This window comes from Wocania ichthyoenteri Th78 (genome assembly GCF_000789235.1).
GTDB classification, from domain to species: domain Bacteria; phylum Bacteroidota; class Bacteroidia; order Flavobacteriales; family Flavobacteriaceae; genus Wocania_A; species Wocania_A ichthyoenteri.
In genome coordinates, this window is the sequence record NZ_KN525716.1 from 1,393,439 (window position 1) to 1,408,427 (window position 14,989).

The 14,989-nt window shown below is 31.5% G+C and carries 14 protein-coding genes, 1 tRNA gene and 1 pseudogene; 1 reads left to right on the forward strand and 15 read right to left on the reverse strand.

The window, feature by feature from the left end; all coding sequences use genetic code 11:
- Nucleotides 1-88 precede the first annotated feature (88 nt).
- The gene (locus tag RG22_RS05990; RefSeq protein ID WP_156113354.1) at nt 89-3,361 is read left to right on the forward strand and encodes a VCBS repeat-containing protein; all 3,273 of its coding nucleotides are present in this window, start codon (nt 89-91) and stop codon (nt 3,359-3,361) included.
- Between the two features lie 72 nt (nt 3,362-3,433).
- Here the strand turns inward: RG22_RS05990 and RG22_RS05995 are convergent.
- The 15 genes and pseudogenes from RG22_RS05995 to RG22_RS06060 form a co-directional block, all read right to left on the reverse strand.
- Nucleotides 3,434-3,515: transfer RNA gene (locus tag RG22_RS05995), tRNA-Leu, on the reverse strand.
- A gap of 201 nt (nt 3,516-3,716) precedes the next feature.
- Nucleotides 3,717-5,192 (reverse strand): serine hydrolase domain-containing protein, encoded by a 1,476-nt coding sequence (locus tag RG22_RS06000; protein WP_052143652.1) that lies wholly within the window; start codon nt 5,190-5,192, stop codon nt 3,717-3,719.
- 97 nt (nt 5,193-5,289) lie between these two features.
- Nucleotides 5,290-5,829 carry a sigma-70 family RNA polymerase sigma factor gene (locus RG22_RS06005; protein WP_034041717.1) on the reverse strand — a complete coding sequence of 180 codons (540 nt, stop codon included), beginning with the start codon at nt 5,827-5,829 and terminating at the stop codon, nt 5,290-5,292.
- Nucleotides 5,801-6,928: an MFS transporter gene (locus RG22_RS06010; RefSeq protein WP_156113355.1), complete on the reverse strand. Its 1,128-nt coding sequence runs from the start codon at nt 6,926-6,928 to the stop codon at nt 5,801-5,803. Before RG22_RS06010 ends, RG22_RS06005 begins: the two co-directional genes overlap by 29 nt.
- Nucleotides 6,929-6,975: 47 nt before the next feature.
- Nucleotides 6,976-7,155, reverse strand: a complete 180-nt coding sequence (locus RG22_RS06015; RefSeq protein WP_034041722.1) for a hypothetical protein — start codon at nt 7,153-7,155, stop codon at nt 6,976-6,978.
- A 67-nt stretch (nt 7,156-7,222) separates the two neighbouring features.
- Nucleotides 7,223-7,945 (reverse strand): PIG-L deacetylase family protein, encoded by a 723-nt coding sequence (locus RG22_RS06020; RefSeq protein WP_034041724.1) that lies wholly within the window; start codon nt 7,943-7,945, stop codon nt 7,223-7,225.
- A 17-nt stretch (nt 7,946-7,962) separates the two neighbouring features.
- Nucleotides 7,963-9,240, reverse strand: a complete 1,278-nt coding sequence (locus tag RG22_RS06025) for an NAD(P)-binding domain-containing protein (protein WP_052143653.1) — start codon at nt 9,238-9,240, stop codon at nt 7,963-7,965.
- A 109-nt stretch (nt 9,241-9,349) separates the two neighbouring features.
- On the reverse strand, nt 9,350-9,835 hold the full coding sequence (locus RG22_RS06030; RefSeq protein ID WP_034041728.1) for a DinB family protein: 486 nt from the start codon (nt 9,833-9,835) through the stop codon (nt 9,350-9,352).
- A gap of 82 nt (nt 9,836-9,917) precedes the next feature.
- Nucleotides 9,918-10,305 (reverse strand): annotated as a pseudogene (locus RG22_RS06035) (VOC family protein).
- Nucleotides 10,306-10,467: 162 nt separating this feature from the next.
- Entirely contained in the window at nt 10,468-10,602 is a 135-nt protein-coding gene (locus RG22_RS18190; protein WP_262507876.1) for a hypothetical protein, read from the reverse strand.
- 82 nt (nt 10,603-10,684) lie between these two features.
- Complete coding sequence (locus tag RG22_RS06040; protein ID WP_034041730.1) at nt 10,685-11,146, reverse strand: RidA family protein; 462 nt, start codon at nt 11,144-11,146, stop codon at nt 10,685-10,687.
- A 16-nt stretch (nt 11,147-11,162) separates the two neighbouring features.
- Nucleotides 11,163-11,444 (reverse strand): hypothetical protein, encoded by a 282-nt coding sequence (locus RG22_RS06045; protein WP_034041732.1) that lies wholly within the window; start codon nt 11,442-11,444, stop codon nt 11,163-11,165.
- A gap of 70 nt (nt 11,445-11,514) precedes the next feature.
- The gene (locus RG22_RS06050; RefSeq protein ID WP_034041734.1) at nt 11,515-12,384 is read right to left on the reverse strand and encodes an N-acyl homoserine lactonase family protein; all 870 of its coding nucleotides are present in this window, start codon (nt 12,382-12,384) and stop codon (nt 11,515-11,517) included.
- Nucleotides 12,385-12,523: 139 nt separating this feature from the next.
- Nucleotides 12,524-12,736 (reverse strand): heavy-metal-associated domain-containing protein, encoded by a 213-nt coding sequence (locus tag RG22_RS06055; RefSeq protein ID WP_034041737.1) that lies wholly within the window; start codon nt 12,734-12,736, stop codon nt 12,524-12,526.
- A gap of 15 nt (nt 12,737-12,751) precedes the next feature.
- Entirely contained in the window at nt 12,752-14,965 is a 2,214-nt protein-coding gene (locus RG22_RS06060) for a heavy metal translocating P-type ATPase (RefSeq protein WP_052143654.1), read from the reverse strand.
- Nucleotides 14,966-14,989: the final 24 nt, after the last annotated feature.

Consider the following 14,989-nt stretch of genomic DNA (forward strand, 5'->3'; position numbering starts at 1 on the left):
TAGGTGTTTCTTTATTTTTATACTATTAATACATCTGTCAATGATTAAATATTGCCAACATGTAAAATTGTTAATTGTCTTTTTAAGCATGCTTATTTTTTCATGTAAAAAGGATTCAAATAAAGAAACTCTTCAAAAAGATGCAAACACTACATTATTCACCGAAATTCAAGCTCATAAAAGCAGTATAAATTTTATAAACGAAATACCAGAAAGTAGTGCTATGAATAGTATGGTTTATGAGTATTTTTATAACGGAGGAGGTGTTGCAGTTGGCGATATAAATAATGATGGATTAGCCGATATGTATTTCACTTCCAACTTAAAAGACAATAAACTTTACTTAAACAAAGGCGATTTTAAGTTTGAAGACATCACAAATAAAGCCAATGTAAAAGGTTCTTTTGGGTGGACAACTGGAGTAACCATGGTAGATATAAATGCTGATGGGTGGTTAGATATTTATGTCTGCAAATCTGGAAAAGGAAAAGCTAAAAACAGACAAAATCAATTATTCGTAAATAATAAAAACGGAACTTTTACGGAAAGCGCAGCTCACTACGGATTAAATTTTTCTGGGTATAGCACCCAAGCCTCTTTCTTTGATTTTGATAAAGATGGTGATTTGGATATGTTTTTACTTAACCACAATGTTTCGCCAATAAACACAAACAACCCTGAAGATTTCAAGAATAAAGAAGATGAATTTGTGGGCGATAAATTATACCGAAACGACAACGGTAAATTTGTAGATATATCAAAACAAGCCGGCATAATTGGCAATCCCTTAGGTTTTGGTTTGGGCGTATCGGTTGGCGATTTAAATCAAGATGGGTGGCCAGATATTTACGTTGCAAACGATTATATAGAACACGATTATTTATACTATAATAATGGCGATGGCACTTTTACCGAAAGTTTAAAATCGTCTGTAAAACACATTCCAAATTTTTCAATGGGCACCGATATTGCGGATTTTAATAATGATGGCCTTTTGGATATTATGTCGTTAGATATGGTTGCCGAAGATAATTACGGTATTAAAACCAGTATGAGCGGCATGAATCCAGATATATTTAATCATGCAGTAAATAACGGATTTCATTATCAATATATGTTTAATGCACTACAAATGAATAATGGCAACCAAAATTTTAGCGAGATTGCACAACTTTCTGGAGTTTCAAATACTGATTGGAGTTGGAGTCCATTATTTGCTGATTTTGATAACGATGGTTTTAAAGATTTGTTCATTTCTAACGGATTAAAAAGAGATTTTAGGAATAACGATTTTAGAAACCACAAGCTAAAGCGTTTAGAGGAAGCCCAGAAAAACAATGAAAAAATGGCTGCCGTTATTGAAGAACTAGTCAAGCAAACACCACAAAGAAAAACGCTTAATTATTTTTTTAAAAACAATGGCGACTTAACGTTTGATAAAACTTCATCGGATTGGGGAATTACTAAATCTACGTTTTCAAATGGTGCTGCTTATGCCGATTTAGATAACGATGGCGATTTAGATTTAGTAGTTAATAATATTGATGAATCCGCTACTATTCTAAAAAATAATTCCAATAAAAATTATCTTCAATTTCAATTTAAAGGAAACTCTAAAAACCCATTTGGTATTGGTGTTCGCATTGAAGCTAAAACAAAAAACGGTTCTCAGTTTATAGAAAATTATCCTACCCGTGGGTATCAATCTGCAGTTGAACCTGTTTTACATCTTGGTTTAAATCAATTAAAATCTGTTGAAAGTATAACTATCATTTGGCCAGATGGCAAGTTTCAAATCATTGAAAATATTAAAGCAAATCAAAAGTTAACAATAAATTATAGCGATGCCAAAACAATTGACAAAACCAACAAAAAACCAAGTACTACTTTATTTACCGACGTTACTAAAAGTTCGAAAATAGAACATAAACACATTGAAAACAACCATAACGATTTTATTAACGAGAGCCTGTTGCCTCATAAAATGTCACAATTTGGACCAGCATCAGCAGTAGGAGATATTAATAATGATGGATTAGATGATTTTTATATTGGAGGTTCACAAGGGTATTCAGGGACTTTATACATTCAAAATAAAGATGAAACATTTAGTGTTTCCAATACTAAAACTTGGCAAATTGATAAAAATCAAGAAGATGTTAATGCTCATTTTTTTGATGCCGATAACGATGGCGATTTAGATTTATATGTGGTAAGCGGTGGTAACGAATGGAAAGCGAATAGCAGTATGTATCAAGACCGACTTTATATAAATACTAATGGAAGCTTTAAAAAAGACAACTCCAAACTTCCTAAAATGACATCTAGCGGAAGCTGTGTAAAACCCTTCGATTTTGATAATGATGGCGACTTAGATTTATTTATTGGAAGTCGACTTAAGGCACAAACTTATCCGTTTGCTGATATAAGTTATTTATTAGAAAATGATAAGGGGAAATTTAGAAATGTTGAAAAACTTAAAGCTCCTAAATTATCAAATATAGGACTAGTAACCGATGCCATTTGGACTGATTTTGATAACGACAATCAAACCGATTTAATAGTGGTGGGTGAATGGATGGAAATTAGCTTTTTTAAAAATGAAAATGGGAAATTTATACTTCAAGAAAATATACTTCCAAATTCAAGTGGTTGGTGGAATAGTATAAAAGGTGCCGATTTTGATAATGATGGCGATACAGATTATGTTGTTGGCAACCTCGGTTTAAATTACAAATACAAAGCTTCAGTTAAGGAACCTTTTGAAGTCTTTTCAACAGATTTTGACGATAATGGCACTAACGACATTGTTTTAGGCTATTATAATAATCAAGATTTATTTCCACTTCGCGGACGTGAGTGTTCCTCAAATCAAATGCCATTTATAAAGAAAAAATTCCCAACATATAACGATTTTGGCTCTGCAAAACTAATCGATGTTTACGGAAAGGAAAAACTAGAGGAAGCCTTACACTTAAAAGCAAATAACTTTGCTTCTGTGTATTTAGAAAACTTAGGCAATGGACAATTTAATACTATTCAACTTCCCAACCAAGCACAACTGTCTTCTATTAATGATATTTTAATTAATGATTATAATAATGATGGATTAAAAGATATTTTAATTGCAGGTAACATCTATCAATCTGAAATTGAAACCACAAGAAACGATGCGAGTTACGGATTATTACTAATAAATAACGGTAAAAATAACTTTAAACCCATTTCAGCTTTAGAAAGTGGAATAGCTATTAATGGTATGGCAAAAGGAATACATGTTATACAACAAAAAAACACAGAAAAAATCCTAGTTACAAGAAATAACGATGCTATGGTTGTTTATAAATTAAATTCCCAATAGAACTCCAACGAAAAGCTATTATTTAATAAAAAAACGCTTCTCGATTAAAAGAAACGTTTTAGCCTTATATCGTGCGGGCGGGGAGACTCGAACTCCCACACCTCGCGGCACTAGATCCTAAGTCTAACGTGTCTACCAATTCCACCACGCCTGCATTTTATTTTTTTAACACTAATAATTAGCTTAAATCCTAAGTCTAGGAAAATTTAGCATGACCTCTTAAGTCTTTGATAATGTATATATTATGATTAATTGACTGGACTATTCCTATAAAAATTTCGTATAGTAAATTATGTTTACTAATGTAGTAAAAAGTATTGGCAAGAAATAGCGTTTAAAACTAGTTATGCTAATATTAGAGAGTTGTTGTAGTTTCCATTGATTTCGCTCGTTTTTCAATAGTTTCAATCATGGATTTTAAGTAATTATTTTTAGGTCTTAATTCTAGAGCTAGAATACAATTTTCTTTGGAGAGATTTAGTTGATTGTCTATTAAATATGCTTCAGCTAAACTTGCATAGCAATTTGATGATTTTGGGTTTTCTTTAATATTCAACTTAAATACTTTTATAGCTTTTTTAATATTGTTCTTTTGCAGAAGAAGATAGCCAACAGCATTTAAGGTATTTTCAAATGAATAAGAGGATTTCTTATCTGATTCTTGTTCAGGATTATTAGCTTTTACATTAAAGTAATTTTTAATAGCATCTTCATCATTTTTCAACAAAAAACAAGATATAATCTCATGTTGAACGTTTGCTTTGTGATACACTAATTTAGAGTCAACAATACCAGCTACATGATTTATTATATCGTTATGAGGAGAAAAATATTTATACCCATTTGTTAAAACGATAATGGTAAGATTGTTATTAATAAACTTTCTAAAACCTGTTTGAGAACCACCTGTAAAACCATATGACACATTGTTGTTTAAAGAGTAAGTATGCCATCCATGAAGAAATTCATCAGTTTTATTATTAAATTTAAAAGGCTCCCACATTTTGTGTTTTAATTCGTTTCCTAATAAATGATTGTTATCCAAACGAGCATTCCATTCAACGAGTTCTTTTAAAGTAATGTTCATGCCATTGGCAGCATGGTATCTTCTTCCTCCATACACTTTAGAAATATTATATTCACCTTTCTCATTATTAAACTCATGACGACTAGCTCTGTTTAAAAATTCATCGCTTAGGTCTGATGAAAAGATAATATTACTTGAATCTTTTTGAAATTGGTTTGTAATAATAAAGTCCTCGAAAGACTGACTTGTTATTTTTTCAATAATTTTTGCTAGCAACCAATAATTTGTTTGATTGTATTCAAACTGATTGCCTGTATCAAAATGTAAACTTTCATTAATTAGTTTCGACCAAATATCAGTATCAGAAATAGTTCCTTCTTTTACATAAAAATCTGGTAAACCAGAAGAATGTGTTAATAAGTGTTCTACTTTAATAGTTTGCCAGCTTTCAGGTAAATTACTAATGTATTTGGAAATCACATCCTCTAAAGATATTTTATGTTGCTCAATGAGCTGAAAAATAGCAGTACTTACAGCCAACTTGGTAATGGAATAAACAGGAAAAAGGGTGTTTTTAGTTACAAGGGTGTTCTTTTCTAAATCGGCTTTTCCAAAGTATTCTTCATAAATTAAATTCCCATCTTTAATAACAGCTAGTGCTATACCTGGAATTTCTTGTATTTGTATTTGCTCTTTAATATATGTTGTAATTTCATTATTTAAATTGTTTTCAGTTACATCTTTTTTACAACCAAAAATTGTAAAAAGTAAGAGTAAAGTTGTAGTTGCTATAATTCTGTTCATTGATTTTTTTAGATTGATATACTACATAGACATTTTTTGTACTTCAATGTTACATAATAATTTATTGTGCTTAATGTTTTATGAGTGGTATTATATATTAATTTGCACAGTTATCACCACATTTTTTATTTTTTTTATAATCCATTATAGCACCTTTCCCTCCTTGTGTAATAGTACAACAATCTGATATTAATTTTTTTAATTTCACTCTGCCTCTTTGTATTTTAGATCGGACGGTTGTATAATTTAAATTAAGTTTTTCGGCTATTTCTTTTTGTGAGAAATTTTCAATTTCCGATAAATTAATAATAGTGCGGTAATTTTCGGGTAATTGATTTACAAATGGAGCAATACAATTGCTTAATTCATTAACTGTGTTTTTTTCTGATAATTCTTTTTGAAATTCGATAACCTCTATGTCTTCGGTAAACCGTTTTTTCTTTCGGTAATAATCTGTTATACTATTTTTTGCAATTGTGTACACCCAACTTTTAATATTTTTTACATTTTCATTTTTTGATGTGGATAGTTTGTAAAAAATTTCTTGAGTTAAATCTTCAGCATCTAATTGATTATTAATTCTTTTCCTGACATAAAGGAATAGAGGTTTATATAGTTGTTCTATTTGTTTTTCCATTTTGAATAATAAAATTAATAAATAAAGCAGTAATAAGAATTGTAAGAGCTAAGAATAAATAGTATTGACCAATATATTCTATTAATACGATGCCTAAAAAAGCTCCAAGTCCAGCTCCTAAATCCCACCAAGTGCTTACACTTGAAATAATTTGCAATGAATTATCGCTTTTTGTTTGCTGCTCAATTGCAATTAAAGGTGAAAAGGTAACTACTATAGCATTAGCCATAAAAGCAATAATAACACCCAATATAGTAAAGTTTATGGCGATTAAGAACATCGCTAGAATACATATAATTATTGAAACACTAAACAATTTTAAGGACTCTATTTTTAAAGTAAGCATACCACTAATTAAAGATACACCAACCATTGCTATTCGTTTCAATAATAAGTAAGATGCTACTAATATTAACAATTGTGGAGTGCTTATGGATGAATCGTTTAATAAGTTTGCAAGCACGACTACCAAAATACCGTCAATTGAAATTGCGAGAAAAGTAATTAATAAATTAAGTGTTGTAAACGAAAATGTTTGCTTAGTTTTTACCTTATTGGTTGGGGTGTGATTAAGATTAGATAAAGTGAAACTAAGAATTATAGCTACTGAACTGATACTTGCTATAACAAATAATGTACTTTCAATACCAAAAGTGGAAATTAATATTGGACCAATGCATAACGCTACTAATGCTCCTAATGATTTAATACTTTGTGTTATTCCAAAAGTAAATCCAACATTGCTTTTTACTTTTGATGCATAATTCTGGGTTGAAATTTTTAAGCCAGAATAACTTAATCCCCAAATAATTCTTGCCATAGCAAAGGTTATTAATCCTAATTTTAAGCCATAGACAAATGTGGTAATTACCGCAAAACAAGACGACCAAAGGAGTACCTTCTTCATACCAATACTATTAATAATATTGGCAATCCAAGTGTTAGAGATTACTCTAACAAAGCGATTAATTGAGAGTAAAAAACCAACGCTTACTAGCGGAAGACCTAATCTTTCAGCATAAATTGGTAATACGGGATACAAAATAGCATCTCCAAGTCCTGCCAAAGCCATAATACCACTAGAAGTTAAAGCTCCCAAAAAATGGGAGCTTTTAGTAGTAGATATATCAATTTTTAATTTTCTACTTAACAACAACCTGTTTTTTCAGAATTCACTTCTTTAGATTCTGTTTTATCACAACAAGAGGAACCGTCTTCTGGTTGTTCACAACATGGTGTGTTTTGCTCTTTCACACTCGCAGTTGGTGTACAACATCCCGAGCTTTGTGTTGTTGTTTCTTCGGTATTTAACTTACTTGTTTTCATAATTTAAATTTTTATAATTATAATCACTTACTAAGACGAATAGTTGAAAAAATGATGCATAAAATTCCTAAAGAATTAGATTATCGGTTATTTTCTTTAGTGGGGGATAGTGATCTTCAAAAGCAATTTCAAAATGAACCTTATTTCCTATTTTTTCAATAACCCCTGTTTTTTCTACCATTTCTTGATAGGTTTCGTAACACAGTAACGATTCTCTCATGGCAATAACATTATTCTTATTTAATGGTGTAATTACATCAATTAACTCACTCTCAGATAGTTTTAATCTTGGCCAACCATCTTTCATAAATGAAGGTGCTCCATTGTCTGGCATTGTAAAAAAAGCTAACCTTTTTAAATATTTTGCGCCATTATCTTTCATTTCAAGAAACACTCTTTTTACTACAGCATAAGTAACTAAATGGTCGTGAAAACCACTACCTCCATGAACAGGATAGGTTATTACTATGTTGGGTTGTATTCGTTCAATTTCTTTTTGAACGTCTCTTTCTATTATTCTTGGATCAAGTTCTTTTAACCGACTATCTGGGTAGTCTAATAGTGTAAATCCTGAAAAATGGAGTACTTTTTTTACATCAAGCATCTCGTTATGGCGGATGATTCCCATTTCCTCTATACTTAGATTTAGCTTATGCCTAACCTGGGTTGCGCCTCCTTTAGTTAGGGTGAGTAAATAAACGTCATTGCCATCATTTACTTGTTGATTTATTGCTCCAGCAGGCCCGAATGATTCATCATCGGGATGTGGAAATACATATAATATTTTCATTTTTTTTCATTTTTAATTTAACAACAACTTCCTTCACTCACGCTATCCGAGCTACAGACCCCTGTTTCTGGTAAGTTTAATTCTACTCTTTTTGCAGATTCAAAATCTCCATCTAAGTATGCCACAACGGATCGTACTTGCTCATACCCCGTAGCCATCAAAAATGTGGGAGCTCTTCCATAACTTTTAGAGCCAACTATGTAAAAGTCTTTTTCTGGATGTCTTAATTCTTTTTCACCGTGAGGACGTACTGTTCCACAGCTATGTGTATTGGGATCAATTAGTTCGGCTAAGTCAAAAACAGACTCCAATGAAGCGTCTAAATCGATTCTTACTTCACGGATCATATCTAAGTTAGGTCGCGAACCTGTATTGCTAATTATTTCATCAATATTGGATATGGTCTCATTTTCTCCATTTAGCTCTCCATCTATTTGGATTCCATTTTTATTCACTGTTAATTTTAGAATATGAAAGTGCGTATAAACATTCAATTTTTTACCATTTATCAATCCTTCAAGGCGTGCACCCAAAGCACCTCTTGCCTCGAATGCGTCATCTTCTTTTCCTCCATAAACAACTGAAAGATCTTTTTTTCGTAATACCCAGTTTATTTGTGTATTGGAATATTTCTTTTGAATATCTGCCAAGTCCAGTAAAACATTCATAGCAGAGTGTCCTCCTCCAACAACCAGAATATTTTTATTCTTATAACGATTTAATAGATCTCCTTTAATATTAGGAATACCATAGAAAATATTATTTTTAATCTCTTGTTCTCCTTCTGCAAAGACTCCTCCAGATCCGATAGGATTGGGCTGATTCCAAGTGCCAGAGGAGTCAATTATGGCTTTTGCCTCATAATATTTCGTCTGATTGTTTTCAATTACTTTAATTATAAACGGTTTGTTTTCTCTATTGGCTGTTTTCATTTTATCCAATCCTTTTCTTCCGATAGATACTACTTCTGTATTTAAATGTATATAGGGTTGAATTTGTGGATGTTGTGAAAGTGGATGGAAGTATTTATCTACCAATTCTTTTCCGGTTGGTAGACCTTCTTTATTGGGGATTTCCCAATTTGTTTGTAAAAGTAATTCTTCAGCAATTTTATCAATATTATATTTCCAAGGTGAAAATACTTTTATATGTTGCCAAGACAAGATATTTTGCCCAACGGAACTTCCTAATTCAAACAAAATAAAAGGAATTTTTCTTTTGGCTAGGTGGGCTGCGGCAACCAGACCTATAGATCCACCACCAATAATAGCAATAGGTAATTTATTAATTTGCATTTGTTGTTGTTTTGATTCACTCCATAAGACGAGTATTTCAAAAAAAGATGCAGAATTTCGATAATATTCTTTTTACCTATAAATCAAGTAATTATATAGTACCTTTGTTCTAGTACATTTTTTCTTTAATTTGTTTTATGTGTTCCCACTCATGATGCGCCTTCATTTTAATCATTTGAGTTATTGTTACAGGAGAGAATTTACCATAATACCTAATTTCGTGCTTTATATTTAACTGATCAGTATCTTTGTTTTCGCGAATCATATTTATTATTTCCTCATTAATTTGTTCAATTATGTTTATCAACTCCCAAAGGTCAGAACTCTGATACTTTTCTACATTTTTATCATTAAAATCCGTCCAGTTATTTTTTGAACTTATATGCCATGGAAAAGTTTGGTCTTTTGTTTTTAATAGGAATTTTATTTCATCTCTAAATTGTTCCGCCCACCCAATTAAATGAGCGACTGTTTCATTCAAATTCCAACAACTTGTTATCATGATTTTTTTAGATGCTGTGCCATTCAAGTTGATTGTGATTTTTTTGAGACTTTGAAGTGGTAAATTCAGGTGGTTAATACTTTCTTCAATCATTATTTCAATTTATTAAAATTATTTGTACATCATTTTAATTAAATTCCCTCTTAATGGGGAAAACCAAAGGAGAGAGTTATGTTTATTTGTTTTCAATTCGCCAAGGAGGGTTTAATCGATTTTTTCCACCACTAAATAATATCAATTGATTTCCGTCAACATCTTTCAGTCTTGCCTCTTTCCATAACCATCTTTGGTCAGTTGGATCTTGGTCAAACGCAATACCCCTTTTTTTTTTAAATTTTCTCAACTTGTTCGTCAAGGTTTTTACATTCAAAATACACATAAATCCCTTCTCCTTTTGGCAATTCCTCAGCTTGGTGTATCGAAAAAATTGAGTTTCCATTTGGGCATTCAAATCTGGAGTAATGTGGCAAGGATTCTACTATTAATTTCAGCCCTAATTTTTCATAAAACGGAATTGATTTTGTCAAATCCAATGAAGGAATAGTTATTTGATTTAAGTTCATATTTTAATGCTAGCGATGATTTTTACACATTTTTACAACCAGTTTTAATCTTTAGTATGCTTTGACGCATTAAGGAATATTTTATTTTTCTATTAGTACACCGACTAATTCAGCAAACTCAAATAAACCTGTTTTTCCTATACTACTAAATCCGCGAGATAGTCAATTAAAATCATAAACCGAAAAATTGTTTTTAATAAGTACTTTAATGATTTCAGAAAAATTAACTGCTTGAACTTCCCAACCGTGTATTAATAATATTTTATCTTTTCCACCTGCGATAAACCATAGAGTCACATTTTTCAATTTGGATGGCTTCTCTTATAAATCTCTCGACAAGTATTAAATAACAATACTTACAATGCTTGTTACAGTTGTTTTATTCCGTTTCTATTGTAAATGAAGCTGTTAGTCCAACACTAAAATTCCTTGGCAGTTTTTCAACTCCAAAAATTGCCCTTGAATGCTTTCCTTTGTCCTCCAATACTTTCAAAAACAAATCTGAAGCTCCGTTAGCAATAATTGGTGAGCTGTCCCAATTCGTACCTGACTGGAAATACGCGTCAATATGGTTAAGTCCGACAATTTTATCAAATCCGATTTTCTTTTCAATTTGTGCCAATACATTTAAAGCACACAATCTCATTGCATTATAGCCTTCTTCGGTTGTAATTTCGTTACCTAAACGTCCTTGATAAAGGTATTCCCCGTTTAATATTGGAAATTGGATTGCTATATATGCAATGCTACTTCGAACGTTTACTGAAACATAACTTCCACCTGGTGTAGAAGTTTCTGGTAATTCAATATTAAGTTTTGCAAGATTTTCTTTTGGATTCATACTTGTTATCTCTGTTTTATTTTATTGTTACATTTTGATCTGAATTTTGTTTTTCAGTCGTGTTATTTGCTTGGTTTTCACATCCCAATATGAATGTAAATATGTAAGAAAAAATTCCAATAGCTTTGGCTGCATTCTTAAGCACCATTTTTAATCCGTTGCTTCCTTTCAAGATTTTACTAGAAAGTACTTTCCTTCTAATAACTTTACTGTTTGGTAAAAGCTTGACATAACTAGTAAAGTGCTTAGCTATTTTTAACCCTATTATTTTTATTACATCAAAAACTACTTTTTTCATTAATGCCTATACTGTAGAGTAACTCATGAGTTCTATGCCAAAAGAACTAGTATTTATAATGTAAAGAACACTATTTCTTTAATAAGTTTTGTAATCTATTAAAATCTTTTTGAGAATGCTGAATGATTACTTCAGCATTTTTTTCTTTTGCAAAGGCCTCAAAAGACGTCATACTTTTTAAGGTTTGTTCTACATTGTGATTGAAAGATGGGACACCTTTATTCTTTCTATTTTCTTCAAAATGATATAAATCCCCAGTCAATAAAATAGGATTATCAAATCCGGCTTCAACATATAAAACCTGATGACCAATTGTATGGCCAGGCATTGTTTTTATAATAACTGTTCCGTCACCAAATACGTCAAAATCACCATTTAATTTTTTTATGTTTGTTAATTCTTTTATTGAATTATAAATGTCCTCATTTTTTACTTTTATGGAGTCATTAGCTATAAAATTGTATTCATTTTCTTGTACCAACCATGTTGCATTTTTAAAGTTATTTGCATGTCCTACGTGATCAAAATGAAGGTGTGATAAAGCAATATATTTGAAATCGGAAATCTTAAAACCAATTGAAGCCAATTGATTTTTAAGTGAATCTTTTCTTGAAACCGTAAATGCACCGCTTGGATCCGTATAAGGTTGTTGACCAACTAAATTTTCCGGTAAACCAGCGTCCCAAATTAAATTTCCTTTTGGATGAGCTATGACATAGTAGGCATCAGCCATCTGTTTTGTTTGTCCAGTATATGTAGTATCTTGAGAAAAAATCTCTAACTTATTTGCTAAAATTGAGCCTCCATCTAAAACATACAGCTTTACACCTTGTTTTATTTTTACACTCTCTGTTGTTTCTATTTGTTTACCTAATTCCGTTTTATTTCTACAAGAAGAAAATAAAGTAATGGTTAACACGATTAGAGTTGTTGTTTTCATGTTTTTTTAATTTTCATTATGTTAATTTTGGCGAGAAAATTACCTGAGTTACATCCAATAGATATTCTCCTTTAGTAAGAAATTAGTCTAATTATTTTGCCATTTTCAAACATTTTTATATCCCGTTTTACTTCAATCTCTATTGAATTTCTTCAATTTCAAAACCTAAGCCTTTTACGGCATTAAATACCACATCTTTTTTATCATCATCTAATTCCACTTCTAAAAATCGATCTTGATGATCAAGATCTACTTTCCAAGAATCGATATTATCTAAATTATTTAATACTGGCGTTAAAGATTTTATACAACCTGTACATTGTATGTTTGTTTTATATTTTACGATTGTCATGATGTAATTTGTTTTTTAATTAATTATACTATTTTTCAGTCTTAAGCTATTAGCGAGTACTGAGATTGAACTCATAGACATGGCCGCTCCAGCAATCATTGGGTTTAATAAAAAACCATTGATTGGATAGAGTACTCCTGCTGCTATGGGAATAGCGATAAGATTATATATAAATGCCCAAAATAAATTTTGCTTTATCGTTCGCATAGTTGCTTTAGACAAATGAATGGCTTTAGATATCTGTTTTAAATCGGAATGGATCAAAGTTATTCCTGCACTTTCCATAGCTATATCTGTTCCACTTCCCATGGCAATACCCACATTAGCCTGAGCCAAGGCGTGTGAATCATTTATTCCGTCTCCCACCATGGCAACAATTTTCCCTTGTTCTTGCAGTTTCATAACAAACGCTCCTTTGTCGGTTGGCATAACATTGGCTTGATAATGTTTTATTCCTACTTTATTGGCAATTGTTTTAGCTGTTTGCTCATTATCTCCTGTTAGCATGTGAATGTCTATTCCCATTTGTTGTAATTTCTGAATCGCAGAAATAGTTGTTTCTTTTAATTTATCAGCTACGGCTATAATGCCAACAACTACATTTTCACAGGCTATATAAACTACCGTTTTTGCTTCTAACTTTAGACCATTGCCTTTTGACATCAATTCATTTGGAATAGTTATCTCATTTTGAATCATGAAATTTTCATTACCAATTCTATAGGTTTTATTTTCAAATGTTGCTTCCGCTCCTAGGCCTGTTATGCTTTGGAATGATTCTATAACAACACTTTCCGTATTTGATCTTTTTAGATGTTGAACGATTGCTTCTGCGATTGGGTGCTCCGATTCTGATTCTATAGCCATTACTACTTTTTCAATTTGGGTAGATCCTATGTTTTTACCCCAAATTTGATCTGTTACTTGCGGTTTGCCCTCCGTTATTGTTCCTGTTTTGTCAAGAATTAAAGTGTCAATTTTATAAGCTGTTTCTAGAGATTGAGCATCTTTAATTAAAATGCCTTGTTCGGCTCCTTTTCCAATTCCCACCATTAAGGCTGTTGGGGTTGCCAAACCTAAAGCACATGGGCAAGCGATTATCAAAACCGTAATCGGAGTAAGTAATGCATAAGTTAAAGAAGGTTCTGGTCCTAAAAAGTACCATAAAAAAAATGTTAGTAGTGCCAACCCTATCACGATAGGAACAAATATGCCAGCTACTTTGTCTACCATTTTTTGGATGGCCGGTTTACTGGATTGCGCCTGTTCAACTAATTTAATGATTTGAGAAAGCAAAGTTTCGTTACCTACCTTAGTTGCAATTATTCGTAATGCTCCTTTTTGATTTATGGTGCCTGCAAACACATTGCTTCCCTTTGTTTTTTCTAAAGGAATAGGCTCTCCAGAAATCATACTTTCGTCAATAAAAGAGGTTCCTTTTTTTACTTTACCATCAACGGGGACTTTATCACCAGGTTTTAGGATAATAAGTTCTCCTTTAAAGATTTCGTCATAATTTATAACGATTTCTTCTCCGTTTCTAATAACAATCACTTTTTTAGGTTTTAATCCCATTAGTTTTTTAATTGCGGATGAAGTTTTACTTTTTGCCTTTTCCTCAAAAAAACGTCCTAATAAGATTAGGGTAATAATAATAACTGCTGATTCGTAATAAACATGGGGCATGAGTCCTTTACTTAAAAAGTACTGAGGATTTACCGTATTGAATACACTAAATATGAAAGCAATTCCAGTACTGAGTGTAACAAGCGTATCCATATTGGCGGAAAAATGCTTTAATTTTTTCCAAGCAATGACATAAAATTCCGCACCACTCCAAAATAAAACAGGGAGTGAAAGTGCCATCATAATCCAGTTTTCATAGGGTATTTTTCCCATAAAAAACATAGCCATAACAAAAATGGGGATTGAAAAAACAGCAGAAAAAATTAATTTAGCTTTAAGTAGAGCCAATCTTTTTTCTTCTAATTCTTCAAATACTATTTGGCTATCTTGGCTTTCACCTAATATAAGTGTATATCCAATTTCTTTAATTTTTGCCTGAATTGTTTCAATGGATATTTTGTTATTATCATATTTTAAAGCAACAGATTGATTCGGATAATTTACTGTCGCTTCTGAAATTCCATCCTGTGGCTTTAGATAGGATTCTATACTGACTGCACATGCCGCACATGTCATTCCTGCTATTTTATATTGTTCCTTCATGCTATATCTTTCTTGATAGAACAA

Coding starts and splice junctions, on each gene's coding strand:
- RG22_RS06060 (WP_052143654.1), bottom strand. CDS start 14,965: ATGAAGGAACAATATAAAATAGCAGGAATGACATGTGCGGCATGTGCA.
- RG22_RS05990 (WP_156113354.1), top strand. CDS start 89: ATGCTTATTTTTTCATGTAAAAAGGATTCAAATAAAGAAACTCTTCAA.
- RG22_RS06000 (WP_052143652.1), bottom strand. CDS start 5,192: ATGAACAGAATTATAGCAACTACAACTTTACTCTTACTTTTTACAATT.
- RG22_RS06055 (WP_034041737.1), bottom strand. CDS start 12,736: ATGACAATCGTAAAATATAAAACAAACATACAATGTACAGGTTGTATA.
- RG22_RS06005 (WP_034041717.1), bottom strand. CDS start 5,829: ATGGAAAAACAAATAGAACAACTATATAAACCTCTATTCCTTTATGTC.
- RG22_RS06025 (WP_052143653.1), bottom strand. CDS start 9,240: ATGCAAATTAATAAATTACCTATTGCTATTATTGGTGGTGGATCTATA.
- RG22_RS06040 (WP_034041730.1), bottom strand. CDS start 11,146: ATGAATCCAAAAGAAAATCTTGCAAAACTTAATATTGAATTACCAGAA.
- RG22_RS06020 (WP_034041724.1), bottom strand. CDS start 7,945: ATGAAAATATTATATGTATTTCCACATCCCGATGATGAATCATTCGGG.
- RG22_RS06030 (WP_034041728.1), bottom strand. CDS start 9,835: ATGATTGAAGAAAGTATTAACCACCTGAATTTACCACTTCAAAGTCTC.
- RG22_RS06015 (WP_034041722.1), bottom strand. CDS start 7,155: ATGAAAACAAGTAAGTTAAATACCGAAGAAACAACAACACAAAGCTCG.
- RG22_RS06045 (WP_034041732.1), bottom strand. CDS start 11,444: ATGAAAAAAGTAGTTTTTGATGTAATAAAAATAATAGGGTTAAAAATA.
- RG22_RS06050 (WP_034041734.1), bottom strand. CDS start 12,384: ATGAAAACAACAACTCTAATCGTGTTAACCATTACTTTATTTTCTTCT.